Annotated in this window: 21 protein-coding genes; 15 read left to right on the top strand and 6 right to left on the bottom strand. The window is 68.1% G+C overall.

Annotated features, from left to right (window positions below):
• Nucleotides 1-6: 6 nt before the first annotated feature.
• Together HR086_RS26115 and HR086_RS26110 are read right to left on the bottom strand one after the other, a co-directional pair.
• Nucleotides 7-1,290 carry a sensor histidine kinase gene (locus tag HR086_RS26115; RefSeq protein WP_174466976.1) on the bottom strand — a complete coding sequence of 428 codons (1,284 nt, stop codon included), beginning with the start codon at nucleotides 1,288-1,290 and terminating at the stop codon, nucleotides 7-9.
• Between the two features lie 96 nt (nucleotides 1,291-1,386).
• Nucleotides 1,387-1,887 carry a hypothetical protein gene (locus HR086_RS26110; RefSeq protein ID WP_174466975.1) on the bottom strand — a complete coding sequence of 167 codons (501 nt, stop codon included), beginning with the start codon at nucleotides 1,885-1,887 and terminating at the stop codon, nucleotides 1,387-1,389.
• 99 nt (nucleotides 1,888-1,986) lie between these two features.
• On the opposite strand from HR086_RS26110, the gene HR086_RS26105 reads away from it, so the two are divergent.
• From HR086_RS26105 to larE, 7 genes are all read left to right on the top strand, one after another.
• A complete protein-coding gene (locus HR086_RS26105) occupies nucleotides 1,987-2,754 on the top strand; it encodes a HesA/MoeB/ThiF family protein (RefSeq protein WP_174456625.1) in 768 nt (255 codons plus the stop codon).
• Between the two features lie 99 nt (nucleotides 2,755-2,853).
• Nucleotides 2,854-3,093: a sulfurtransferase TusA family protein gene (locus HR086_RS26100; RefSeq protein WP_174456624.1), complete on the top strand. Its 240-nt coding sequence runs from the start codon at nucleotides 2,854-2,856 to the stop codon at nucleotides 3,091-3,093.
• Nucleotides 3,094-3,100: 7 nt separating this feature from the next.
• Nucleotides 3,101-3,373, top strand: a complete 273-nt coding sequence (locus HR086_RS26095) for a MoaD/ThiS family protein (protein ID WP_174456623.1) — start codon at nucleotides 3,101-3,103, stop codon at nucleotides 3,371-3,373.
• A gap of 6 nt (nucleotides 3,374-3,379) precedes the next feature.
• Nucleotides 3,380-4,021 carry a ThiF family adenylyltransferase gene (locus HR086_RS26090; protein WP_174466974.1) on the top strand — a complete coding sequence of 214 codons (642 nt, stop codon included), beginning with the start codon at nucleotides 3,380-3,382 and terminating at the stop codon, nucleotides 4,019-4,021.
• On the top strand, nucleotides 3,979-4,437 hold the full coding sequence (locus tag HR086_RS26085; protein WP_373564362.1) for a Mov34/MPN/PAD-1 family protein: 459 nt from the start codon (nucleotides 3,979-3,981) through the stop codon (nucleotides 4,435-4,437). Before HR086_RS26090 ends, HR086_RS26085 begins: the two co-directional genes overlap by 43 nt.
• 201 nt (nucleotides 4,438-4,638) lie before the next feature.
• Nucleotides 4,639-5,439 carry an adenylyl-sulfate kinase gene (gene cysC / locus HR086_RS26080; protein WP_141644792.1) on the top strand — a complete coding sequence of 267 codons (801 nt, stop codon included), beginning with the start codon at nucleotides 4,639-4,641 and terminating at the stop codon, nucleotides 5,437-5,439.
• Nucleotides 5,440-5,542: 103 nt separating this feature from the next.
• Entirely contained in the window at nucleotides 5,543-6,436 is an 894-nt protein-coding gene (gene larE / locus HR086_RS26075) for an ATP-dependent sacrificial sulfur transferase LarE (RefSeq protein WP_141644791.1), read from the top strand.
• 81 nt (nucleotides 6,437-6,517) lie between these two features.
• On the opposite strand, the gene HR086_RS26070 is transcribed toward larE, so the two are convergent.
• Nucleotides 6,518-7,372 (bottom strand): hypothetical protein, encoded by an 855-nt coding sequence (locus HR086_RS26070; RefSeq protein ID WP_174466973.1) that lies wholly within the window; start codon nucleotides 7,370-7,372, stop codon nucleotides 6,518-6,520.
• 185 nt (nucleotides 7,373-7,557) lie between these two features.
• On the opposite strand from HR086_RS26070, the gene HR086_RS26065 reads away from it, so the two are divergent.
• Nucleotides 7,558-8,073 carry a hypothetical protein gene (locus tag HR086_RS26065; RefSeq protein WP_373564361.1) on the top strand — a complete coding sequence of 172 codons (516 nt, stop codon included), beginning with the start codon at nucleotides 7,558-7,560 and terminating at the stop codon, nucleotides 8,071-8,073.
• 59 nt (nucleotides 8,074-8,132) lie between these two features.
• The gene (locus HR086_RS26060; RefSeq protein WP_141644788.1) at nucleotides 8,133-8,297 is read left to right on the top strand and encodes a ribbon-helix-helix domain-containing protein; all 165 of its coding nucleotides are present in this window, start codon (nucleotides 8,133-8,135) and stop codon (nucleotides 8,295-8,297) included.
• Between the two features lie 23 nt (nucleotides 8,298-8,320).
• Here HR086_RS26060 and HR086_RS26055 read toward each other — a convergent pair whose 3' ends face one another.
• Nucleotides 8,321-9,175 (bottom strand): tRNA pseudouridine(38-40) synthase TruA, encoded by an 855-nt coding sequence (locus tag HR086_RS26055; RefSeq protein WP_174466971.1) that lies wholly within the window; start codon nucleotides 9,173-9,175, stop codon nucleotides 8,321-8,323.
• Between the two features lie 44 nt (nucleotides 9,176-9,219).
• Between HR086_RS26055 and HR086_RS26050 the strand changes: the two genes are divergently transcribed.
• The 3 genes from HR086_RS26050 (at nucleotide 9,220) to clpX (ending at nucleotide 12,328) form a co-directional block, all read left to right on the top strand.
• On the top strand, nucleotides 9,220-10,143 hold the full coding sequence (locus HR086_RS26050; protein ID WP_141644786.1) for an AgmX/PglI C-terminal domain-containing protein: 924 nt from the start codon (nucleotides 9,220-9,222) through the stop codon (nucleotides 10,141-10,143).
• A 27-nt stretch (nucleotides 10,144-10,170) separates the two neighbouring features.
• Nucleotides 10,171-10,827 (top strand): hypothetical protein, encoded by a 657-nt coding sequence (locus HR086_RS26045; protein ID WP_141644785.1) that lies wholly within the window; start codon nucleotides 10,171-10,173, stop codon nucleotides 10,825-10,827.
• A 223-nt stretch (nucleotides 10,828-11,050) separates the two neighbouring features.
• Nucleotides 11,051-12,328, top strand: coding sequence for an ATP-dependent Clp protease ATP-binding subunit ClpX (gene clpX / locus HR086_RS26040; RefSeq protein WP_141644784.1), 1,278 nt, complete (start codon nucleotides 11,051-11,053; stop codon nucleotides 12,326-12,328).
• A 72-nt stretch (nucleotides 12,329-12,400) separates the two neighbouring features.
• Here clpX and HR086_RS26035 read toward each other — a convergent pair whose 3' ends face one another.
• Nucleotides 12,401-17,722 carry a trifunctional serine/threonine-protein kinase/ATP-binding protein/sensor histidine kinase gene (locus HR086_RS26035; RefSeq protein WP_174466970.1) on the bottom strand — a complete coding sequence of 1,774 codons (5,322 nt, stop codon included), beginning with the start codon at nucleotides 17,720-17,722 and terminating at the stop codon, nucleotides 12,401-12,403.
• Nucleotides 17,723-17,884: 162 nt separating this feature from the next.
• Here HR086_RS26035 and crtI point away from each other — a divergent pair, with 162 nt between their 5' ends.
• The 3 genes from crtI (at nucleotide 17,885) to HR086_RS26020 (ending at nucleotide 21,573) form a co-directional block, all read left to right on the top strand.
• Entirely contained in the window at nucleotides 17,885-19,399 is a 1,515-nt protein-coding gene (gene crtI / locus HR086_RS26030; protein ID WP_174456614.1) for a phytoene desaturase family protein, read from the top strand.
• A 238-nt stretch (nucleotides 19,400-19,637) separates the two neighbouring features.
• Nucleotides 19,638-20,447 (top strand): hypothetical protein, encoded by an 810-nt coding sequence (locus tag HR086_RS26025; RefSeq protein WP_174456613.1) that lies wholly within the window; start codon nucleotides 19,638-19,640, stop codon nucleotides 20,445-20,447.
• 145 nt (nucleotides 20,448-20,592) lie between these two features.
• Entirely contained in the window at nucleotides 20,593-21,573 is a 981-nt protein-coding gene (locus tag HR086_RS26020) for a HEAT repeat domain-containing protein (RefSeq protein WP_306663402.1), read from the top strand.
• A gap of 3 nt (nucleotides 21,574-21,576) precedes the next feature.
• Here HR086_RS26020 and HR086_RS26015 read toward each other — a convergent pair whose 3' ends face one another.
• A complete protein-coding gene (locus HR086_RS26015) occupies nucleotides 21,577-23,823 on the bottom strand; it encodes a carotenoid oxygenase family protein (protein WP_174463642.1) in 2,247 nt (748 codons plus the stop codon).
• Nucleotides 23,824-23,951 lie beyond the last annotated feature (128 nt).

Below are 23,951 nucleotides of genomic sequence, written 5' to 3'. Positions count from 1 at the left end.
CTCCGGTCATGTCGGGGGGCTGGGGAGGGAGAGGGCCACCTGGGCGCCCGAGCCCGGTGACGAATCCACGATGAGCTGGCCGCCGAGCTTCATGGCGCGCTCGCGCATGTTCAGCAGGCCGTAGTGTCCGCGCGGGGTGCGCTGCGGGTCGAAGCCCTTGCCGTTGTCGTGGACGATGAGGTGCACGTGCTCCTCGGCGTAGTCGAGCTTCACCTGCACGAGCTTCGCCTCGGCGTGTTTCACCGCGTTGGAGAGGCACTCCTGGAGGATGCGGAAGAGGGCGAGCTGCGTGTCGGGGGACAGCTTGCGCTGCGGGCCCGTGCGCTCGAACTGGATGGACAGGCCCGTGCGCTCCTGGAACGTCTTGGCGTAGTCCTCCAGGCCCTGCGACAGCTCGAAGTCCTCGCGCATCATCTGGAGGCTGCGGCGCAACTCGTCGATGGACTCCTCGGCGGTGGCCTTCAGCTCGCGAATCTCCGAGCGCAGTCCGTCCTCGTTCGCGAGGTTCAGGATGTACTCCGCCTGGATGATCATCGACGAGAGCGAGGCGCCCAGGCCGTCGTGAATCTCGCGCGCCAGCCGGTTGCGCTCCTCCACCACGGCCAGCTCCTTGAGGTCTCCCTGGAGGGCCACGACCTCGCGGTGCGCGGCGGCCTCGCGCTCGTTCAGGTACACGAGCACGTAGACGATGATGAAGTTGAGCGCCAGGTACCAGAGCAGCGTGAGCAGCTCCACCGCCGTCACGGAGCGGTTGAGGAGCAGGTCCAGGCGCGTCGTAATCGGCAGCGCCAGCAGTGGCGGCAGGATGGCGAGCGGCTTGGGGTAGAGGATGGAGAAGAGGGTGGTGAAGAGCAGCTGCGTGGCCAGCAGGGGGCTCTGGAGGCCACCTCCCACCACGGGCTTGGCGATGAGCACCACGAGGATGACCAGGTCCAGGCACAGCGTGGTGTACGTCACCCAGCGGCCGGCCTTCGGGTGGTCGATGACGAGCAGGTTCGCGACGCTGTAGAGCAGCATCGTGAAGTAGCCCAGGAAGGAGAAGGCTCCGGTGAGACCGAAGTAGCCGCTCCAGGTGGGCACCGCCAGGATGAGCAATCCCAGCGTGAGGAACATCATTCGCGCATAGAAGAGGGCGCGGGCCCGGGCGACGAACCGGTCCTGTTCCCAGGACGCGGTGGCCTGCTCCGTGGAGACGCTGTCCGTCAGCTTGCGGCGCAGGAGGACCTCGCGCACTCGCGCGCGGAGGTCATTGGCCGGGGTCTCCTCGCCGAGGGCGAGATTCGAATTCATTGGGTGGCAGCTTACGAGAGCCGCCGGGTGTGCGGGAATCCCTGGGGTACTTCGCCCACCTCCCCGGCGGGCGGGGAGGCATGCGAGACGGCGTTGTCACCGGGGGGATGAGGGCTGCATGCAGACCTTGCGGGCCTCGGGCTTGTGGTTGAACACGTAGGTCAGCCGGTCCGTGGACTCGCCGGTGCGCTCGTCGAAGAGGGGCGTGCCGCCCGCGTACATGGTGCCCTCGGCGTTGCCGTACTCGTCCAGCTTGTGCTTCTTGAGCCAGCGGTCCACGCAGGACTCGAGCTCGGCCCGGTGGGCCTCGGGGGTGCCGGTCTCCTTGAGGGTGCGCTGGGGAGGCGTGGCCGCGTCGGGCGTGCCGGACGCGAGCGTGCCGGAGTCGGCGGTCGACTTCTCGGAGCCGGTGGGCGCGGCCTCCTGGAGCGCCTGGCCACTGTCGGAGGGGAACTTCGCCGCTTCGGTCGAGCCCTGGGCGTCAGCCGCCGGCAGCGATGCGTCCGCGGGGCCCTGGGCCTCGCCGGTGTTCTTGTGGCAACCGTGGACGAGCAGCAGGGTGGTGGAAAAGACGAGCACGCCGGTCAGGTTTCTCATATGTCCTGGCTGTGGAAAGGGCGCCTGCGCCCAACTGTTGCCAGGTGCGACGCAGGGTCCCGCACGTTATTCGCATCCGCCCTCGCGGAGCAGCAATCGATGCACGGCCCAGAAGAGCACCACCATCCCCGGATTCCCCACGCCTCCCGCATCGAGCGCTCGCGGGTGCTCGTCGTGGGAGCAGGCGGGCTTGGCTGCCCGGCCTCGCTGGCGCTGGCCCAGGCCGGTGTCGGCCACCTGACGCTGGCGGACCCGGACCGGGTCGACGTGACGAATCTGCCCCGGCAGCTCTGGCACCGCGCGCAGGACGTGGGGCGCAACAAGGCGGAGTCCGCGGCGGCGGGGCTCATGCGGGCCTTCCCCGCGCTGACGACGGACGTGCTTCCGGAGCGCGTGGACGCGGACAATGTGGAGGGACTGTTCCGCGCGCATGACGCCGTCATTGATGCCACCGATGGCGTGGGGACGAAGTTCTTCCTCTCGGACGTGGCGGTGCTCACGGGCGTCCCGCTCGTCTACGGAGGCGTGCTGCGGATGCAGGGGCAGGCGATGCGCGTGGAGCCCCAGGGGCCCTGTCTGCGCTGCCTCTATGAATCGCCGCCTCCACCAGATTCGGTACCCACGTGCGCGCAGGCGGGAGTGCTCGGCTCGCTCGCGGGGCTGGTGGGTTCGGTGCAGGCGCTGCTGGTGCTGGAGTTGCTGGCCGGCGCCGCGCGCCGTGTGCCAGGTGAGGCCACGCTGCACGTGCTGGATGGGAACACGCTGCTGGGACGGCGTACGCGCGTCGAGCGGGCCGAGGACTGTCCAGGCTGCCGCATCACCGCTGTTCCGACGTTCCCCGAGGAGGGCACGGCATGCGCGCGCTGAGGGCGGAGGCACGGCCATGAGCAAGGCGACGGTGATGTCGGGCGTCCTCGACGTTCTCCAGGTACAGCGCTCTGCTCGTCGGTGCGCGGAGACACGGCCATGAGCGAGGTGACGGCGACGCTGGACATCACTCGCGAGGTCTGCCCGATGACCTACGTGCGCACCAAGCTGCGCCTGGAGGCGCTGGAGTCGGGGGCGTTGCTGGAAGTGTTGCTCCGGGGCACCGAGCCGCTGAAGAACGTTCCCCGCAGCGCGCGCGAGGAGGGGCATGAAGTCGTCTCCCTCGAGTCGCGCGACGATGGAACGCACCGATTGGTGCTCCGCAAGCAGGGAAGGTGAGTGAGCCATGGCGACGATTCGGATTCCCTCGACGATGCGGACGCTGACGCGCAATCAGGCGGAGGTCAGCGCCTCCGGCGCCACCGTGCGCGAGGTGCTGACGGATTTGGACGCGCGCTACCCCGGCATCGGCTCGCGACTGCTGGACGAGCGCGGCGCCGTCCGGCGCTACGTCAACGTCTTCCTCAATGAGGAGGACATCCGCGCCCTGCGCGAATTGGATACACCGGTGAAGGACGCGGATCGCCTCACCCTCATCCCGGCGATGGCGGGAGGGTGACGTCGCATGGCCCTGCGTGAAGATCAGATCCTCCGTTACTCGAGGCAGATCCTCCTGCGAGAGGTGGGCGGTCGAGGCCAGGAAGCGCTCCTGTCCGGCGGCGCGCGCGTGGACGCCACGGGCGCTTCGGGGATGACGGCGGCGGCGTATCTGGCGGGAGGAGGAACACCCGTGGCCGGGGTGGGCTCGCTGACGCTGGGGCCATGGGCTCCAGGCTTCCTCATGTCGGCGACGGACGTGGGTCAGCCCGTGGCGGCGACGCTGGCCCGCGAGGTGGCGGCGCTCAACCCGGACGCGGCGAATCCGGAGCATGGCGGCGGACTGCTGGCGGAGCTGCCCACGGCCTGGAGCGGGGACGCCCCCTGGGTGGCGCTCTGCGGCGATGGCGCTCGGGCCGGCGTGGTCTTCCGGGGCGCGAAGGGCTGCGTCTGGTGCTTCGGCGAAACGGTGCGGCACCTGGGGCCACCTCCGGATGGCGCGCTGGGCGTGGCGCTCGGGACGCTGGGCGCCATGGTGTTCCAACGTCTCCAGCTGGGCCTGGAGCCGTCCCTGGGCGGCCGCTGGCTGGTGCCCCCGGGAGGGCTGGAGCAGATGGACGTACGCCAGTGTTCGCGCTGCGCCTCGCGAGCCGAGCCTTCTTCGCCGTGATGCCCTGGTCGGATCCGCGCTGGCCGGAGGCGGTCCGTCGCGAAGTCATCCAGCACCTGGAGTCGTGCTACCCGCTGGAGGGCTGCGGAGTGATCCTCCACGCTCCCGGGGATGGCTCCTGGCGGGTGTGCCCCCTGCGCAACGCGTCCCCGCGCCCGGTACACGCCTATGCCTTCGCCCCCGAGGAGTGGCTGGCGGTGTGCGTCCAGGCGGAAACACGGGGAGAGCAGGTCGTAAGTGTGTTCCACTCCCATGTAGACGGGCCTCCCACTTTTTCGAGCGAGGACCGCTCCCTGGCCACCCCCGCCGGGCATCCGCTCCTACCGGGAGTTTCCTATCTCATCGCATCCGTACACCGAGGCTGTGTCTCCTGGGTGTCCGAGTACGTGTGGAGGGATGGAGATTTTCAGACGTGACGGGTCTGAAAAGACCATTGCAAGAACGAAAAAGCCCAGTATGCGCAAGCACTTGACCGCCTGTTACCCCTACCTGCGGAAAGGTGCGCCTGAATTGTCAAGTGAGTGGGTTTTCGTCTATAACCACGTCCATCTTCTGGATCTGCGGCGTCCACCGCGGCGTGCAAGAAGCGCTCCGGACGCAGGGAGTTGAAAACCCTTATGGCCTCCAACACTGGATTCACCCTCTGGCTGACCGGCATGTCCGGGACCGGTAAGAGCACCACTGCCGCTTACATCGCGGCGCGGCTCCGTCAGGTCGGCCGCAACGTGGAGATCCTCGACGAGGGGGAGCTCGCCGACGAGCTGTGGGCGGGGTTGGGTGATTCGAAGGATGAGCGCAACACGATCGCCGGTCGTCTCGGCTTCGTGGCGAACGTCCTGACGCGCAATGGTGTCGCCGCCCTGGTGCCCTGCGTGAGCCCCTACAAGGGGAAGCGTGAGGAGAACCGCCGCGCCATCGGTCGCTACGTGGAGGTCTACGTCGACTGCCCCACCGAGAAGCTCATCGAGCGCGACAGCACGGGGCGCTACAAGAAGGCGCTCAACGGGGAGATCCCCAACTTCATCGGCATCACCGAGCCGTACGAGCCGCCCAACTCGCCGGAAGTCACCATCCACTCCGACGTGGAGTCGGTGGAGGACGGCGCCGCGAAGATCTTCCAGTCGCTGCTGGACCTCGGCTACATGACCACCGAGGAGCTGAAGATCATCACCGGCAAGAAGATGAAGGCCAACCCGCTGCCGGCCAAGGGCGAGCGGGCGGAGAAGGCCGAAAAGCCCGAGAAGGGCGGCGGTGCCAAGGCCCGTCGGGCGGAGGAGCCGAAGGTGGCCGCCAAGGTGAAGCCGGCCAAGGCCGACAAGGCGGACAAGGGCGCGAAGTCGCGTCCCGCCACGCGCGCTGCCCGCGTCGCGAAGCCGGCTCCCGCGGGGAAGAAGCCCGCGAAGGGCAAGTCCCGCTGAAGAGGGGGGCCGGACACGGCCCTCGTTCCACTTCAAGTCAAGGGCTCCAGGTTGCCGCGCGATGCGCGTGCAATCCGGGGCCCTTTCGTTTTAGGAGTCCCCCATGCTGAGCCCCGAGCGAATCCAGGCCCTGTGTGAGTCGTCGCGTCCCAAGCTGGAGGCCATGCGTGCCGCGTTGCGCGCCCATGGAAGTGCGCTGGTGGCCTTTTCGGGAGGCGTGGATTCGACCTTCGTCCTGAAGGTGGCCGTGGAGGAGCTGGGCGAGCGGGCCCTGGCGCTCACGGCGCTGTCCGCCTCGGTGGCCCCCGAGGAGGCGCAGGAGGCGCGGGAGCTGGCGGAGAAGATGGGGGCCCGGCACGTCGTCCTGGGCAGCAACGAGCTGGCCAATCCGCAGTACGCGGCCAACCCCACCAACCGCTGCTACTTCTGCAAGACGGAGCTGTACGACATCTGCGAGGTCCAGCGGAAGGAGCTGGGGCTGGCGGTGGTGGTGGACGGCTTCAACGCGGACGACTTCAAGGACCACCGGCCGGGGCACAAGGCGGCGCGTGAGCACGCGGTGCGCTCTCCGCTGGCGGAGGCCGGGCTGACGAAGGAGGAGATTCGCGCCTGGAGCCAGTTCCTGGGGCTGCCCACGTGGGACAAGCCGCAGATGGCGTGCCTGGCGTCGCGGATTCCGTACGGCACGGCGGTGACGCGGGACAGGCTGCTGCAGATCGCCGCGGCCGAGTCAGAGCTGCGCAAGCTGGGCTTCCGGCAGTTCCGCGTGCGCTACCACAGCGACGTGGCGCGCCTGGAAGTGGCCGCCGAGGAGTACGAGCGGTTCCTCGTCGCGGACGTGCGGCAGCGGATCAACACCGCGTTCCTGGCGCTGGGGTTCAAGTTCGTGGCGTTGGATTTGGAGCCGTTCCGCTCTGGCCGCCTGAACGAGGCCGCTGGCGTGACGAAGCCCGCGACCCAGGGGGCCACGGGCTTTGCGCTGCCGGTCGTGAGCTGAGGGATTACTTGGGAGACAGCGTGGCGCGCAGGGTGCCCACGATCTGAGGTCCGAAGTGGCTGCGGAGTGTCACGAGGCCCTCTACTTGGTAGATGCCTGGCAGAGGTAAGCCCACGGCGTCGGTGTATCCCGGGAAGTTCGCACTCTCGGCCATCGATAGCTCAAGTGGAGCCCCATTGAAGGTCCTGATGGCGAGGTTCCGCACGCGGAGTCCACCCTCGGGGCCTCCCGAAACGACGAGGAAGTTGAGTTCGTGGGCCGACACGTCCGTGCGACGCGCTCATTCAGGACGGCGGAGTAGGCCCCTCCGAACTGGACCGATACGGGGCTGGTCGTCACCATCAGATGAGAGCCAAACGAGGAGTCGTTGCCCTGGCGCACCTGGGCGGACTCGAAGCTGATGGCGAACGGCACCGTCTTCCCTGTCAGTTCATAAAGCTCGGAGCTGGGAGGTATCGGCGAGCCCGTGAAGTCCAGGGTGCCCGCGAGCCAGCCACCCGTGTCCACGCTGAAGCCCACGTCCGTGGTGCCCTCGGCGGGCGTCTTGAAGAGGAAGCGCACCGTGCGCGCTTCTCCCTCGGCGACCGTGAAGGACAGGGGGTTGGGGGAGATGAGCGTCGCGGGAATCGACTGCCCCGGTGCGCCGACTCGCTCGATGTGCCACTCGCCCTGGAGCTGGATGGTGTACCCACCCGCCGGAAGCTGCACGGCCACCGTGTCCGCGGACGTGTCGGTGATGGTGTGGTTCTTCGGCCCGGTGATGTCGAACGTTGCCCCGACCAGGCGGAACGTCTGGCCACCCGTCCCCGTGGTGATCAACGGCACCTGGATGACGCCCTCGGACTCGGGCACGTCGTCCAGGCCCGTCCCGGACGACCCGCCGCAGGCCGCGACGAGCAGGGTGAGAAGCAATGCGCTCAGGTTCAACTTCTTCATTTTCATGGTCTCCACTGGAGCGATGAACCGTAGGAGTACGGGGTGATCGCGTCAAACGACGGGGAGTGCCCCGGGATGAGTCCGCGCGTGCCCTGGAGGCTGGTAGAACACGCGGTCGCAAGATGCCTCGCGAGCGCACAGTGACGTCGAGTTGGTCCTCGGTGCTGACGAATCCTCAGAGGGTCGTGGCGCTGCTGATCACGGTGCTCTCGCCGAGGGGCGCACTGGCCGCTGAGTATGTGGACTCTCCGTACCGGGACCGCAGTGCCTTCTCGCTGATCCTCGGCCCGGGCGCCTCCTATACGGAGTTGATCGACAGCGGGGATGCCGAGGTGGTGAAGGGGCTGGACGCGCTGCTCGACGTGGGGGCCAGCTTCACGGTGGGTTACGACGGGGACGAGGTCTTCGTGCTGATCCGCAGCAGCCTCCGGGAGCCGGATCTCTCGCTGGTGGGGGGCTTCCGGAGCGTCTTCGGGGACGAGTCCTGGCAGTCCTTCGTGGATCTCGGCGCCGTCGTGCGTCCGTTTTCTGGGCCGTGGGTGGGGCCTCGCGTAGCGTTGGGCCTGCGACACACCTTCTCGGAGCGGTTCGCGGTGTACGGGGGACTCGGGCTCACGCTCGGGTTCGGATCCGGACTGCGCGCCGATGCCGAGGGCTTCACCGGGCTGCAGTGGATCTTCCCGGTAGGCGGATCCGAGTGAAAATCTTGCGATCAAATAGGTCTGTGAGATGGTGTGCGCATCTGTAGGAGGTTGCGCACTTGGACATGAATCCCCGTCTCACTTCGGTGGTCTTCCGGCTGAACCGCGAGAAGCTCGATGCTCTGAAGGAGCTGTCGCGCACCACCCGCATCCGTCAGAGCGAATACCTCCGAGAGGCCATCTCGGATCTGCTGGCGAAGTACGAAGAGCGCCTCGTCGACTGATCAGCGCGAGGATCCGCCGCGTGTCACCCGGGTAGGAAGGGTGGCTCCAGCGGCAGCCCTGGAGGGTGGAGACGCTCCGGGGCGGTGAAGGGATCCACTCCAGGAGGGTAGCGGACCTCCCAGAGCATCAGGCCGTGAGCGGGCGCCTTGAAGCCCTCCATGGCCGCCCCCGTCTCCAGGGCCGCGAGCCACGCCTCTTCTGGCAGCAGCCCCGCCGCCACCTTCAGCGCGCCACCCACCACGTAGCGCACCTGGTAGCGAGCAAAGCCGTCCCCGGTCAGCCTCACCTCGTAAAGGCCACCGCCCCGCTTGTGCAGGGTGGCGGACTCCAGCGTGCGCGGCTTGCGGGGGCTGGACTTCTCATGGAAGGCGATGAAGTCCCGCGTGCCCGCCGCCATGGCGAGCAGCTCCGCCACCCGCTCGGGTGTCGCCGTCGCGCCTCGCCCCTGGAGCCCCGCTTCGCCCGCCACGTCGAGCGAGTAGGGTGCCCACTCCGGCGACGGCGCTCCGCCGCCCAGCCACAGTCGATATCGATACTCCTTGCCGCTCGCGCTCCACTGGGCATGGAAGGAGCCGGGCCGGCGCACCAGGCACAGCCCGAGCCCCGAGGGCAGGTGCGGGGGGAGCCGCTGGGCGAGCGACTCGGGTGAGTCTCCCGCCTCCAGCCGGACGCTCACCACCTGCATCCGCGCATGGACGCCCCGGTCCGTCCGCCCCGAGGGCATCACCGTCGCGGGCACTCCCACCGAGCGCAGGGCCCCCTCCAGGGCCTCCTGGACGGTGGGGCCTTCCGGCTGGCGCTGGAACCCGCGGAAGTTTCCGCCGCGGTACCAGATCCACAGTGCGACGGGAATCCGCTTGGAGGTCGAAGTAAGCACGGCGTTGCGAGGGCGCGGGGTAACACGGGATAATCGCGCGCGAAATGGCAGCTGGACAAGAACTCGCGGCGGACGTGGATGGGCAGTGGCTCTTCCGACATGGAGACCTGGTCCTTGGACCGGTGAGTGGCTCCCAGATCGTGGAGAAGCTCAAGACGGGCGAGTTGACGCCCGATTCCCCCCTGGCCCTGGCCGGCGAGCGGGACTTCCACCCCATTAAAGATGTGGAGCCCTTCAAGGTGCACGTGGCGCTCTCCGAGGCACGGGTGCGCGTGGACGCGGCCGTCCTGGTGGAGCGGGAGAAGAACCGCAAGCGGGTGATGGTGCTCGGCGGCGTCGCGGGTGCGCTGGCGCTGGTGCTGGGCAGCGCGGGCCTGCTCCTGGCGCGCAACGCCGCGGTGCACGGCTGGTTTGGAGAGGACGAGTTCGAGGGCATCGAGATGGAGGCCCCCGTCATCCGCGTGGCGCAAGCGCGCCAGGACAACGAGGAACTCTTCGATTACCCCACGCAAGGCTCCGCCCGGCCGACCAAACCCGGGGAGACGGGCACGGCGAAGCCCGCGAACGGCACGGGCAAGCCCACGGCGGTGGCCTCCGCGTCACGCACGGAGGACCGCAAGCCGCCGCGTCCCTCGGGGAGCGTGAACACGGACGCGGAGGGCATGGAGGTGGCGCAGCAGTTCGACCAGTCCGCCATCAACCGCATCGTCGCGGGCAACAAGTCCACGCTCTTCAAGTGCTTCAAGGAGGAGGCCGAGCGCAGTCCCGGGCTGGCCACGAAAATCCCCCTGGAGTTCGTCATCGGCAACGACGGCAAGGTCAACAAGCTGTGGGTGGACAACCCCCAGTTCAAGAAGGGCCCACTCTACGACTGCCTCTTCACGGAGCTGCAGAAGTGGCCGTTCCGGGCCTACGACGGAGAGCGGGCGACGGTGGGCCTGTCGTTCAATATCGGCAAGCGGGGGTAGGGCCACTTTCTTGCCCACCTCGCGGGCATGCCGCATACCGGGGCCATGTCCGCCGCATCCGTTGCCGAGACCGAAATCGCGAAGAAAGCGCTGAGCGTGCCGCCGGGGACGTTCCGTCACACCGTGCTGATGGCCGCCAAGCGCTTCAAGTCCACCTGGGCCGAGCTGGGCAAGTTGCTCGTGACGGTCCGGGACGAGGCGAAGTTCGAGGAGTGGGGCCACCCCACCTTCGAGGCCTACTGCCTCAAGGAACTGCACATCAAGAAGCAGACGGCCCTCAAGCTCACCCGTTCCTTCAGCTTCCTGGCCAAGCATGAGCCCGAGGAGGAGCTGCGGGCTCAGGAGTTCCCGGAAAAGGCTCCGGCCTTCGAGGTCATCGAAGTGCTGGCCGACGCCGAGGAGCGGGGCCAGTTGTCACCCACTGAATACAAATCCCTACGTGACAGCATCTGGAGTCCGGAGAAGTCTCCGACGGAGCTGAAGAAGGAGTTCACCGAGCGCTTCCCCCGTCCGCCGCCCGAGCCGCCGCCCGAGAGCCTCCAGGTGCGCAAGCTGGCGTCGATGGCTCGGAAGCTCGCCAGCGAGCTGGCGGGGTGCCGCAAGATTCCGAACGCCGTTGCCGAGCGGGCAGCCGCCCTGGCGGACGACGTGGAAGAGCTCGCCGCGGGCGTGACGGACGCCTGAGCCACTGTTACTGAACGCTCACCCGTTGCGGAGGCTGTACGCTCCGTAACGGGCCCGCACCGTTGGGCTTCCTGCCCAGGGGGGAGGGCCCTATAGTGGTTATGGGCCCCCATGTAGGTGGGCCCGGCGGCTGTTCGAGACGTGGGCAGGCCGTTTGGGTTGGGGAGCGGTGGACGGCGAAGTGGCTCCGGGGGAACCGGGGTCGGCGAACTCGGAGGCGGCAGTGAAGAAGGAGCACCACGTCAACCTGTCCTGCTCGTTCTGCGGAAAATCGCAGCGCGAGGTCCGCAAACTGATTGCGGGACCTACGGTCTACATCTGCGATGAGTGCATCAAGCTCTGCAACGACATCATCGCGGATGAGAACGAGCGTGAAGAAGGCAAGCCTCAGGTCAGCCTGCCAACGCCTTCGGAAATCAAGGCGTTCCTCGATGAGTACGTCATCGGGCAGGACCAGGCCAAGAAGGTACTCGCCGTAGCGGTGTACAACCACTACAAGCGAATCTACCAGAAGAAGCCTTCGGCTCGACCGCGCCCTGGCGTGAAGAGTCCGTCGGGCGAGGAGGTGGAGCTCAGCAAGAGCAACATCCTGCTCATCGGCCCCACGGGCAGCGGCAAGACGCTGCTGGCGCAGTCGCTGGCGCGCTTCCTCAACGTCCCGTTCACCATCGCGGATGCCACCAGCCTCACCGAGGCCGGCTACGTGGGTGAGGACGTGGAGAACATCATCCAGAACCTGCTCCACAACGCCGACTACGACGTGGAGAAGGCGGCGCGCGGCATCGTCTACATCGACGAGATCGACAAGATCGCGCGCAAGGGCGACATGCCCAGCGCGACCCGCGATGTGGGCGGTGAAGGCGTGCAGCAGGCGCTCTTGAAGATCATCGAGGGCACGCGCGCCAATGTCACCCCGAGGGGTGGCAAGAAGTACAACCAGCAGGAGTACGTGCAGGTCGACACGACGAACATCCTGTTCATCTGCGGCGGCGCGTTCCACGGCATCGACGGCGTCATCAAGCGCCGCGTGGGTGAGAAGGGCCTGGGCTTCGGGGCGCGAATCTCGCACCGCGAGGACCGCAGCGTGGGCGAGCTGCTGGCGCTGACGGAGCCGGAAGATTTGATGAAGTTCGGGATGATTCCCGAGTTCATCGGTCGTCTGCCGATGATCGCCACGCTGAATGATTTGAAGGAAGAGGACCTGGTCACCATCCTCGCCCAGCCGAAGAACGCGCTGGTGAAGCAGTACCAGAAGCTCTTCGAGATGGAGAAGGTGAAGCTGACCTTCACGAAGGAGGCGCTGCGCGCCATCGCTCGCGAGGCGATGCGCCGTCACTCCGGAGCGCGTGGCCTGCGCGCCATCCTCGAGGATGCGATGCTGGAGATCATGTACGACGTGCCGTTCCGCGAGGGCGTCAAGGAGTGCAAGATCACCGAGACGGTCATCACCCGTCACGAGGCACCCCAGCTCGTCATGGAGAAGGAGAAGAAGACGGCCTAGCCGCCGCGCTGCTTCTCTGATGTTCCGGCCCCTCCTTCCCGTGTGGAACGAGGGGCCTTCTCATGTCCGGCGTCAGGCGGCGGCGGTGGTGCCCTTGGGCGCGGGGAGGGTGATGATGAACTCCGCGTACTCGCCCAGGACGCTCTCCACCCGAATCTCGCCCTGATGCTCCTGGACGATGTCGTGACAGAGCGACAGGCCCAGCCCCGTGCCGGAGCCCGCGGGCTTGGTGGTGAAGAACGGGTCGAACAGCTTCTCGCGAATCTCCAGCGGAATGCCCGGCCCGTTGTCGCGCACGCGAAGCTCCACGCGGTCTCCCTGGCGGCGGGTGGAGACCTGGACGCGAGGGACGAAGCCCCCGTCGGCCTTTCGCTGCTTCTGCACCGTGGCGTAGAAGGCGTTGTCGAGGATGTTGATGAACAGGCGACTGATGTCGCCGGCCACCACCTCCACGGTGCCGACGGTGGCGTCCAGCTCCGTGTCCGTCTCCACGGTGGCCGCGCCCTGACGGGCTCGCAGTCCCTGCACGGCCAGGTTGACGCTGTCGCGAATCAACATGTTCAGGTCCGCGCGGCTGCGCGAGCCCTCCGAGCGCCGCGAGTGCCGCAGCATCGTCTTGATGATTCCCGACGCACGTTGGCCGTGGGACTGGATGCGCTTGGAGTTCTGCTTCAAGTCCTCCAGCGTCTCCAGCACGTCCTCCGCCGTCGTGGCGTCGAACTTGTCCGTCATGCCCCGCAGCGTGGAGTCCAGCTCGGCGGCCAGCTTCGCGGACAGCTCCGAGAAGTTGTTCACGAAGTTGAGCGGGTTCTGCAGCTCGTGGGCGATGCCCGCGGTGAGTGAGCCCAGGGACGCCAGCTTCTCCTGCGCCACCAACTGCCGCTGCATCTCCTGGATGCGGCTGAGGGTGCCCGCCAGCTCCACGTTCTTGCTCTGGAGCTCCGCGGTGCGCTCATCCACGCGCCGCTCCAGCGTGTGGCTGTACTCCTCCAGGCTCGCGTACAGGCCCGCGTTCTCCAGGGAGATGGCGCCCTGGAAGGACAAGAGGCGCAGCACCTCCAGGCGCTCGGGGGTGAAGGCGCCTCGCGTCGCGTCGTTCTCCAGGTAGAGCACCCCCGTGAGCGAGCCCTGCTTCAGCAGCGGGCTGCACAGCACGGACTTCGGACGCGCGCTGCGGACGTACGGGTCCTCGGAGAAGGGCTCCTCCGCCGTCGCGTCATCCAGGAGCACCGTCTCCCCGGTGCGCACGACGTAATGGACGATGGAGGCCGGCAGCGCCGTGGACGACTCCACCGGCACAGCCTGCCCTTGCAGCACGCGGGCTCCATCCACGGAGCCCTCCGCTTCGATGAAGAGGCCCGCGGGCTTCTTGAGGATGAGGAAGCCGCGCCGCGCCCCCGCGTTCTCGATGAGCAGCGTCATCAATTTGCGCAGCAGCTTGTCCAACACGATTTCGCCGGACAGCGCGCGCGCCGTCTTGAGCACCGACTCCAGGTCCAGTGCGGCCAGCGGAGTGCCACCGGACTCCTCGGTCCGAGGGAACTCTGGAGCCGAAGAAGTCAGCAGGCGCGGATGCTCTCGCTCCATTCGCGAGACGAGGGCCCGTGCGCCCCAGCGCAGATACGCGCTCCGTGCCTCTTCCAGATACGAGCGGGCCACTCGCTCGCGACCCACGGACAGGTGGAAGTGCGCGGCCCGCTCGCAGGCCACGCCCTCGTCGAGCGACAAGCCGTGCTCCCGGGCCAGTCGGATGGCCCGGTCATAGCCATCCGCTGCTTCGTCGGCGCGCCCGTCGACGCGTGCGCGCTCCGCGTCGAGCAGCTCCGCGCGCGCGCCATAGTTCATCGGGGCGATGCGGGCCCAACCCCGCATCTGCTTGCGGAGGGTGTCGATGGCGCGCGAGGAGCGGATTCGCTCCAGCGGTCCCTTCGTGGGATGGAGCTGGAGGAGCGCCAGGCCCTGGAAGAACTTGTACCAGGGCAGATACATCTGCCCCGCGATGAGCTCCACGCGCGCGTCCACCGCCGCCGCGCTCTCCAGCGCTCCGCTCGCATCACCCCACAACCAGCGCCGCATGGTGCGCATGACGTCGCAGGTGGCGATGCCGTTGGCATAACCGAGCTGGTGATACGGGGCGACGATGTCCTGCTCCCGTGCCTCCACGTCCCCGGTGAATGCACCCGTGAGCACGTCGAGCGTGTGCCGCGTGTACTGGAGGAAGGGCACGTTCTGGTGCCGGTGCGAGGCGAGGGCATCGATGAAGCGGTCGACGCGCGGGCCATGCTCTCCCAGTCCATCCCGCGCGATGAGCGACACGGCGCAGCCCGCGCTCGAGTTGTATGCGAAGTACTCGATGTCGCCTGTCTCCTGGCCCTTACTCGCCCCGGCGAAGAAGTCGTCGATGCACGGCGACAGCGGCTCCTTCCAGTGCCGGATGAAGAGGTTGAAGACGAAGTGGACCATCGACCGGAGGCTCTCCGCGCTGAAGCGGTCCAGCGTCTTCAATGCCAGCCGGCCGTAGCGGTAGCCCTCCTCGGGATTGCCCAGGTGGACGCTGAGCATCAGGCCATAGCCCACGTAGCCGAAGGCCGCCGTGCCCGTCGCCCCATGCCGGATGGAAATCTGGAGGTTGCGCAGCACGACGAGCGGGAAGAGCAGCGGCCGGGCCATGAACGCGGCCGTGGCCAGCTTCATCATCACCCGCAGCGTGGCGAGCAGCAGCGGGTTCGTCAGCTCCGGAAGTGACTCCAGGTCCTCGGGCTTGCGCAGGCCCAGGTACATCTTCGTCTTCGCCACGGCGGCCAGGACATGCGCCTGCTTGGGCTTCGCGGGAAGGTGCTGCCCCAACGTCCCGAGGACCTTCAGCCCCAGGTCCACCGCGCGCTCGTGCTCACCCCGGTGCGAGTGACACTGGAGTCGCACCAGATGCACCCGCACCTGTTCGAGCCGGTCCACCGCATGGGCCAGCGCCGTGCTGGCCAGCCGCTCCATCTGCTCGAAGTCCGCAGCGAGGTACGCCGCCTCGGCCGCTTCGACGTGCAGGTCGAACGCGAGCGCGCGGTTCCACTTCCAGCCCTCGTCTCCGAGGAGCTGTCGCCCTGTCGTCAGGAGCCGCAGCGCCGCGGCCCACGCACCGCGTGACTTGGCGCCGCGCCCCGCGCGCAGGTCCAGCTCCGCCACGCGGTTGCGTTCCTCCGCGTCCTTCAAGACGGGCAGGGCGAGGTGGAAGTGGCTGACGATGTCGGCGAGCTGCTCGTCCATCAGCTCGGGAGGCGTGTGCCGCAGCAGCAGCCGGCCGATGCGCGCATGCACCTCCGGATGCTCGCTGACGGGCGTCAGCTCCAGGGCTGCCTGCTGGACGCGGTCGTGCGCGAACTGGAAGCTGTCGCTGCTCTCGGTATCGGCGAGCCGTTCGCCCACCGGGGCCACCAGCCCCGCCTGGAGCACTTCGTCCAGGGCCTCTTCCGCCTGCTCCGGCGAGCGCTCCAGGACGACGGCGAGGTTGCGCAACGTGAAGGTATGTCCGAGGGCCGCCGCCACGGGCAACAGGGCCTGCGCACCCGGGCTCAGCTCTCGAATTCGCGCCGTGAGCAGCGCCACCACGCCGTCGCTGAAGTCCTGTCCGCGCAGCGCTCCACCATCCCACCGGAACCCGCCGCCCTCCGCGTCGAAGCGCACGAGCCCGCGCTCGTAGAAGGCGCGCAGGAGCTGCACCGCGAAGAACGGATTGCCCTCCGTCAACGAGAGCACCACCGCGTCCAGTTGCGTGTCCGGCTGACCCGCCGCCGCGGGGAAGACATCGGCCACGAGGCGGGTGAGCTGTGCGGGTGTCAGCGGCTCCAGGTCGATGCGCTGCACGGGCGTGCCCGCATCGCGCAGTGCCTGCGTGAGTCCCTCCACCGGATGCTCGGGCCCCAGCTCCTCGGAGCGACAGGCCGCGACGATGAGCAGGTGATTGAGTCCCCGGTCCGACAGGAGCAGGCGCAGCAACTGGAGGCTCGCGCTGTCCGCCCATTGAAGGTCGTCGAGCACGATGACGAGCGGATGCTCCTTCGTGGCGAGCACCCCCACCAGCTTGCGCAACACGAGCTGGAATCGGAGCTCCGACTCCGCGGGGCCCAGCTCGGCGACAGGAGGCTGCTCGCCCAGCACCAGCGCCAGGCGCGGCACCGCGTCCACCACCAGCCGCCCCATGCCACCCAACGCCTCCAGCAAGCGCGCGCGCCAATCCTCCAGTCGCTCCTCGCCAAGCAGGCTGCGGGCCACCTCGCGGAAGGCCTCGAAGACGCCGCTGTAGGGCGTGTCCCGAAGGAGCTGGTCGTACTTGCCCCGCACGAACAGGCCATGTCTCGCCGACACGGGACGCTTGAGCGTGCCCGTGAGCGCGGACTTGCCCATGCCGGCCGCGCCCGTGAGCAGCACGAAGCCGGAGCGACCCGATGCGGCGCGATCAAAGGCGGCCTTCAGCTCGGCCTGTTGTGTCTCGCGCCCATAGAGCTTCTCGGGCACGGCGAAGCGTTCGGGCACGTCCTTCGTGCCCAGCTCGAAGTCGGGCACCGCGCCGGTGGTCTCCTCCAGCGCGTCGAGGCAGCGCTGGAGGTCGGCGACCAGTCCGTACGCGCTCTGGTATCGGTCCTCGGGTGACTTGGCGAGCAGCTTGAGGATGAGGGCCGAGAGGGGGCGAGGCAGCTCCGGCACGAGCTCCTGTGGCGCCGGCGGGGGGAGCGCCACGTGCGCGTGGATGAGCCCCAGGGCATCGGTGTCCGCGAAGGGCCGACGGCCGGTGAACAGCTCGAACAGCATGACACCCAGCGAGTAGAAGTCGCTGCGCGAGTCCACGCTGCGGTGGGTGCGGCCCGTGCCCTCGGGCGACAGGTATTCGAGCGTGCCCTCCAAGCGCTCCGGGGCCACAGGCGCCACTTCGGCCCGCGCGCGGCGCGTGGCCAGGGTGAGTCCCGTCAGCTTCACGGACGAGCCGTCCGCGCTCAGCAGTACGGAGGCGGGTTGCAGGTCCCGGTGCAGGATGCCGGCGGCGTGGAGTTGGCCCACGGCGCGAGCAAGGGCGACGGCGATCCTGCACCCGGCGCGGACCTCCATGCGGCCCGCGGCGAGTCGCTGGGCGAGGGTCGTCTCTCCAAAACCCTCGAGCACGAGCACGGACATGCCGGGGCGGGATTCTTCGAGGGAAAGAGGGTGGAGGACGCCGTCGAGGCGGAGGGTGTGGGTGAGCTCGAATTCGTGGCGAAGACGATTGGTGAGGGACGGGGGCCGAGTGGGCTCCGCGACCTTCAGGGTGACCCGGGCACCATCTTCCGCGCGCGTGGCGCGAAGGAGCTGGAAGGAGCCGGAGGAGGAGAGCGCTCTGTCGCTGCGGTAGCCAGGAACCTCAATCATTGCTCAACCCGTGCGCGCAGGGGCGCGGCACCCCCCCTTGGAAGGGGGAGGCTAGCTGTGCACCCCCAGGCTCGCAACAGCGCCCGGTCGCTTCACCAGGAGGGTTGCCTGCTCGCCGGAGTGGAGCGCGCGGCCCGGGTGTGCCATGGAACCTCCACGGTGATGAGACCTTCGGCCAGGGTGGAGCTCGACACGCGGCGGGACGGCAGGCGCGTTCTCGTCATCGGAAGTGGTTTTGGAGGGCTGGCGGCCGCGGTCCGACTGGCCGCGCGAGGCTGGCGAGTCACCGTCCTGGAGCGGAGGGATGGACCTGGTGGTCGGGCCCATGCCTTCCAGCAGGACGGGTTCACCTTCGATGCCGGCCCTACTGTCATCACCTGTCCGCACCTGCTCGAGGAGCTGTGGGCCCTGGCGGGACGGAAGCTGGCGGACCACGTGGAACTCAAGCCGGTGACGCCGCTGTACCGCATGCGTTTTCCGGACGGCGTCACGTTCGACTACCACACGGACAAGGAGGCGATGCTGGAGTCCGTGCGACGCATCTCGCCTGGAGACGAGGCGGGCTACCTGTCGCTCAGTGCCCGTGTCGAGCGGATGTACGAAGCGGGCATCGGCCCGCTGATGAGTGCGCCGGTACCGCACGTGCTCAGCCTCGCGCCGTTCACTCCGGCCTTGGTGCGCGATGAGGCCTTCCGGAGCATGTATGGGCTGGTGTCGCGTCACGTGAAGGACGAGCGACTGCGGCAGGCGCTGAGCTTCCATCCGCTCCTCATCGGCGGCAGTCCCTTCTCGCCCGCGAGCGCGGTGTACACGTCCATCCAGTTCGTGGAGCGGCGCTGGGGTGCGTTCTTTCCAGTGGGAGGAACGGGGGCGTTGGTGCGGGGAATGGTGTCCTTGCTGGAGTCGCTGGGGGGCGAGGTTCGCTACGGCAGCGAGGTGTCGGAGATCACGGTGGAGGGGCGCAAGGCCACGGGGGTTCGGCTCGGGGATGGTTCGTGGCTTCCCGCCGAGGCCGTGGTGTCCAATGCGGACGCGGCGTGGACGTACCGCTATCTGCTGCCCAGGCATGTGCGCAGTCACTGGACGGACACGCGCATCCAGCAGGCGCGGTACTCGATGAGCGTGTTCCTCTGGTACTTCGGAACGCGGCGTCGGTACCCGGACGTCGCGCACCACACGTTGCTGTTCGGACGCGACTTCAAGGGCATGTTCTCCGGACTGGCCGGGCCGGGGCTGCCTTCCGAGGACCCGCTGCTGTACCTCCATCGCCCCACGGCGACGGACGTGGGGCTGGCTCCGCCGGACCACGATGCGTTCTACGTGTTGGCGCCGGTGCCGCACCTGGGAGACGGCTCGAGCTGGAAGGCGAGGGCGGAGATTTTCCGTCGCAAGCTGGCGGCCCGGCTGTCGCGCACGGTGTTGCCTGGGCTGGAGCAGGAGTTGGTGACGTCGCGAGTCTTCACGCCGGAGGACTTCCGGGATGACCTGCGCTCGTTCCGGGGCGCGGCGTTCAGCTTCGCGCCCACGCTGATGCAGACCACGTTCCTCCGAGCCCAGGCCAAGAGCGAGGACGTGGACCGGCTCTACCTCGTGGGTGCGGGGACGCATCCGGGGGCGGGACTGCCCGCGGTGTTGTGCTCCGCGAAGATCGTCGACACGGTCATGGCGGAGGCCTGAGCCCGCATCGCCGCATGGAGGCGTGAGCCTCGTGCTGACGAGGCGGCGGAGCGGCTTCAGGTCTCGATGGCGGCGCGTGAGTCCGTATCGCCGCACGGAGGCGTGAGCTTCGTGCTGGGGCCGGGTCTGCTTCGGACCTCGATGGCGACGGGGCAGCCCACATCGTCACCCTGCGCTCACGCGGAGATTGAGGGCGGGGCGCGCGTGCCCGAGAATCAGGCCACGGAGGAGCGCGTACATGACGACGGTCGAGGACCTGCCCCACTGTCACATCATCCTGAAGGCGGCGCTCCAGGCCGCGCGCCCGGAGGACCGGCCCGACGGGCCGTGGGCGCTGGGAGGGCCGCGCCCTGTCTGTCCGGCAGCGGGGCAGGTGGAACTGGGGCTGTGGTTCTCCTCGCTCGTCGCGCCGCACCTCGCTGACCGGTTCGAGGAGGCCGTCGCACGACGCGTGCTGGACCACGTGCGTGACTTCCTCGCGAAGCCGTCGCGCCTCACGCCGCAGGAGTCACTCTCGCTCGGGCATCAGAAGCAACTGACCAGCCACGCGGGCCGCGCATACCACCGACTCATCGCGGACTCCCGCTCCGAGCCCAAGGAGTCGGAAGCACTCGCGGTGGCCCGGCGCACAGCGGGCGCGGCGGCGGCCCTGTGTCGGGGCAAGGACACGTATGTCCACCTCACCGCGGCTGTGGCTCGGGTGGTGAAGTACCTGCGCGAGGCGGAGACGCGCGGCGACTTGAGCGTGCATGACTTCATCGTGGAACTGGACGCGCGCATCCTCCGGCTGGAGTGTCAGGCTGCGATCACTCCATTGCTCGCGGCGGACACTCCGCCGCCGGAACTCGACGCGGTGCTGTGGCGGTTCGATGGAGGCAAGGGTCAGGCGCGGCACTTCATCGCACGTCTGCGTGGTGGAACCCTGGGCCTGGTGACGAAGCTGGGCGCGCGCTGGGCCTGGGTCGAGGGACGCCGTGATGAAGTCCTGGCCTCCGTGCCGGACACGCTCTTCGAGGACGCCACCCGTACCGTCATGGCACGGGAGTGATGCGAGGAGTCACCACGCCGCGGGGCTCGCGCGGAACTCGGGGGTGATAGGTTTTCGAGAGGCTTTCCCCTGGGAGGTATGGATTTGGGCTCAACCCCGTCAGGCCGAGTGAGTGCATTCCTCCGGAGTTTCGGTACCTGGGTCGATGGAGCTCACTCCGCCAGGGTTCAAGAACTCATCGAGCGCCTGGCGCAGCGGCCGTACGATGACTTCGCGGTGCGGGATCTCGCGGAGCTTGGCCCGCACGCGCGCCACGCGGGGGGGGGTCCTCGTTGAACATCTGGCCAGCGAAGGCTGGGACATGAGGATCACCGCGGCCCTCGCGCTCGGCCTCATCCAATACGCGGAGGCCACCGATGCGCTCATCGCGCAGCTCGAAGATGGCCCGGACTGGCGCCGTGTCCATGCCTCGGCCCGCGCTCTCGGGTTGCTCTACGCGGAGCGAGCCATCGAGTCGCTCGAGCGCATCGCGGCGAGGCATTGGTATCCGCCCGTGAAGGAGGCGGCCAGCCAGGCCGTTCGGGTCATCCGGGGCGAGGAAGAGTATCCGGCGGGGAGGACCAACTCCGTGTTCTTCGCCCATGAGCATGCGGGCGCATCCCTGACGGCCACCTCCCGTCCGTTTCTCGACCTGGGCCCGGATGAACTCCCCGCGGTCTTCCTCGCGCAACGGACCTACTCCGCCGAGGTGTTCGACATGGGCGAATATCCTTCTCGGGTGAAGAAGCGAAACCAGCGGCCCCAATGCGGCCTGCGTGTCTCGGACGGATATCTGCTGGGTGCCAGTCGGGGAGAGTGGGGTGGCGAACTCGTTCACCAGCGGGACGACGCCACCGAAACGCACATCCTCTACACCCATGTGGTTGGCATCCATCGCCTGGGGCCGCACATCATCGTCGCGACAGGACTGGCCCACCTCGGAGGGAACACGGGTCGACTGTACCGGGTGTTTGCCCAGGGCGAGACCTTCGACGTGGAGCCCTGGCGACAGCTCCCCGGTGCTCCTCAGGGCTCTGGATGGCTCGCCGACGGACGCCTCTACATCTCCTGTTTCGGGGGAGCTGTCCTCGTCTCCCCCGAGGGAGACTTCGAGATGGCGGACTCCGGGATGCTCCCGGCGAAGTGACGCTCAGTCCTTCTTGCCGCCCCCGCCCGGAGGCGACCGCGGGCGCTGGCGCGGGAAGTTCGGGAACACGTCTCGCTCGAATACCTTGCGCAGCTTCGGGAAGTTGAGCGCCCACCTCACTCCCAGCCTCCACGGCGTGAAGAGCACGCGCGGGACGCGGGGGAACAGTCCCGGGAGCCACTCCGCGTACGTCTTCTCCATCGCGTCCACGTTGTAGTCCTCGCGAACGTCCACGCAGTACTGCGGGCCCGCATTATCCGGCACGTGGCCGTCGAGGATCTCCCCCAGCCCTGGCGGAAGGAACGTGGTGTGCAACGTCATGCCCACGTCGAAGTACTTGCTGCCCAGCCGGCAGATGGGCCCCTTGCTCATGTTCTCCGAGTCGAAGATCCACACCTCGTCACCCGTGGAGTCGGCAGGCAGGTCCGGCGTCGGGTCGGAGACCACCAGCGCCACGACGTAGCCCTTCCAGTACGGCACCTTCGGCAGCTTGATGCTGGGCACGAACTGCGGCGCGAAGCCGAACCAGCCCGTGGGCAACACGTAGCCGTCGAAGCGACCCGACTTGACGTAGAACTTGAAGAAGCTCGCGGCCCGGCCTTCCTGGATGGGCAGGCCGCTCTTGTCTCCAACGATGGGCTTGTAGAGCTGGTAGACGTACTCGGGGACCATGTCCGCCGCGAACCCATCCGAGTTGAAGTAGATGGCCAGTTCGTCATCCGGAATGACCCAGTTCGGCTCCGCCCCGTCGCTGTTGTCGGACGTGGGCGAGCGCCACTTCTGCCGCAGATACAGCCGCAGGTTCGTCTCGAGTTCTCCGTTGACGAGGCCCGCGTTGGAGAAGACGGTGAGGCCCCAGGTGAAGTTGTCGTGCGAGTGCAGGCGCGACTCGATGCGCCGGTTGCGCATGTCGATGCGGTGCACCCCCAGCGAGCTGCGCGTCACCGGCACCGCCGTGGGCATGCCCTCCTGGTAGGCCTCCGCCCGGCGGCCATTGATGAGCAGGTCCCCTTCCTTGATGGTGTGGGACAGGTCCTCGGACGGCGAGTGTCCCGCGACCAGGGTGATGACGTCGTCCGGGTTCTCGTAGCGAGCCGCGAAGTGCAGGCCACCCCCGCCGGACTGGAAGCGATGCGCCGGAATCCTTGGTGGGTCGTCCCGCGACAGCGTGCCGGGAGAGGGCCGCAGGTCCGAGCGCTTCACCACCCAGAACACCGCCTGCGGGTACGCGCGCTCGGAGGTGAATCTATCCACCAGTCGCTGCACGCGCGTCATCCCCGGCAGCGCTGCCTGCACCGCGATGGTCCAGAAGTTGATGGGGAAGTTGCTGTCGAGCAACACGACGTAGTCGCGCGTGACGGCGATTTGATGGAGCGACTGGGCGACCACCGGATTGCCCGTCGCCGCGTCCATCAGTGCCCAGTGGTGCAGCCGGTTCTCCCACGTGTCCCAGCTCGACAGGTGCGTCCAGCCTTCGCCGAGCGGCCACTTGGGGGCGTGGTTGGTGAAGAAGAGGCGAGGCTTCTGCTGGGACTCGGTCTCCCGGGGAGAGATGGGCTCCGCCACTTCGGGCGCGAACGCGGGGTGCGCGGTGCTCTGGAGCAGCGGGAAGGCCCAGGGCGTGGGGATGGCGGGCTTCCACTCGCGCAGATAGCCGAGCGGCGTGTACGCCTTGAGCGTCATCGGGTGGATGGCCCACGGGCGCCCCGCGTCCGTGGTCACCAGCAACATGTTCTCACCCTCCACCAGGAACGGCGCCGTGTTGGGGGCCTCCTGCGCGCCCAGCGCGATGCTCACGTCGGAGAGCGTCGTCTCACGGAACTCGTTGAGGTAGCGGGTGATGGGGCCGCGAGAAGTCGCTCCATCGTTCACCGGTTCCCGCGCGTAGTACGACGGCGTCTCCATGATGGCGGAGCTGAAGGTCGCGTCGGCGCCGTCGAAGTCGAGCCGCAGCACCAGCCCATCCGAGGCCAGCGCGGGCGAGCCCGCATGGACGCTGGGGCCCGCGACGAAGACATGTCCATGCAGATCCGGCGGCAGCTTGCCGGCGAGCACCTTCAGCGGCTCTTTTGAGTACGGCGTCCGATCGGACGTCATCGCGTTGCGCGGCATGCCCGGGCGCAGGCCCGGATGCACGACGAGGCCGGGGTAGGTGGTCCCGTCCGGCATGTGCGGCGGCGCGGGAGCGGGCTCGTCGTCGCTGGCGGCGTGGGGAAGAGGAGGAAGAGGGGGCTTGATCGCTTCGTGCATGGACGCCTCCACGGGTAGGGAGGTGCAAGTCGTGTCAGGGGAACGGGGCCGGCACGCTATCACGCGCCGCATCTCCACCTCGCACGAGGTGGCCCGTCCGCTTGGGTAGGGAGGGACCGGGATGGGGT

Origin of the sequence: Myxococcus sp. CA039A, from assembly GCF_013336645.1 — a bacterium.
Classification (GTDB): Bacteria; Myxococcota; Myxococcia; order Myxococcales; family Myxococcaceae; genus Myxococcus; species Myxococcus llanfairpwllgwyngyllgogerychwyrndrobwllllantysiliogogogochensis.
The sequence above is the reverse complement of the archived record's forward strand: the minus strand, read 5'-3'. Positions and strand labels throughout refer to the sequence as shown.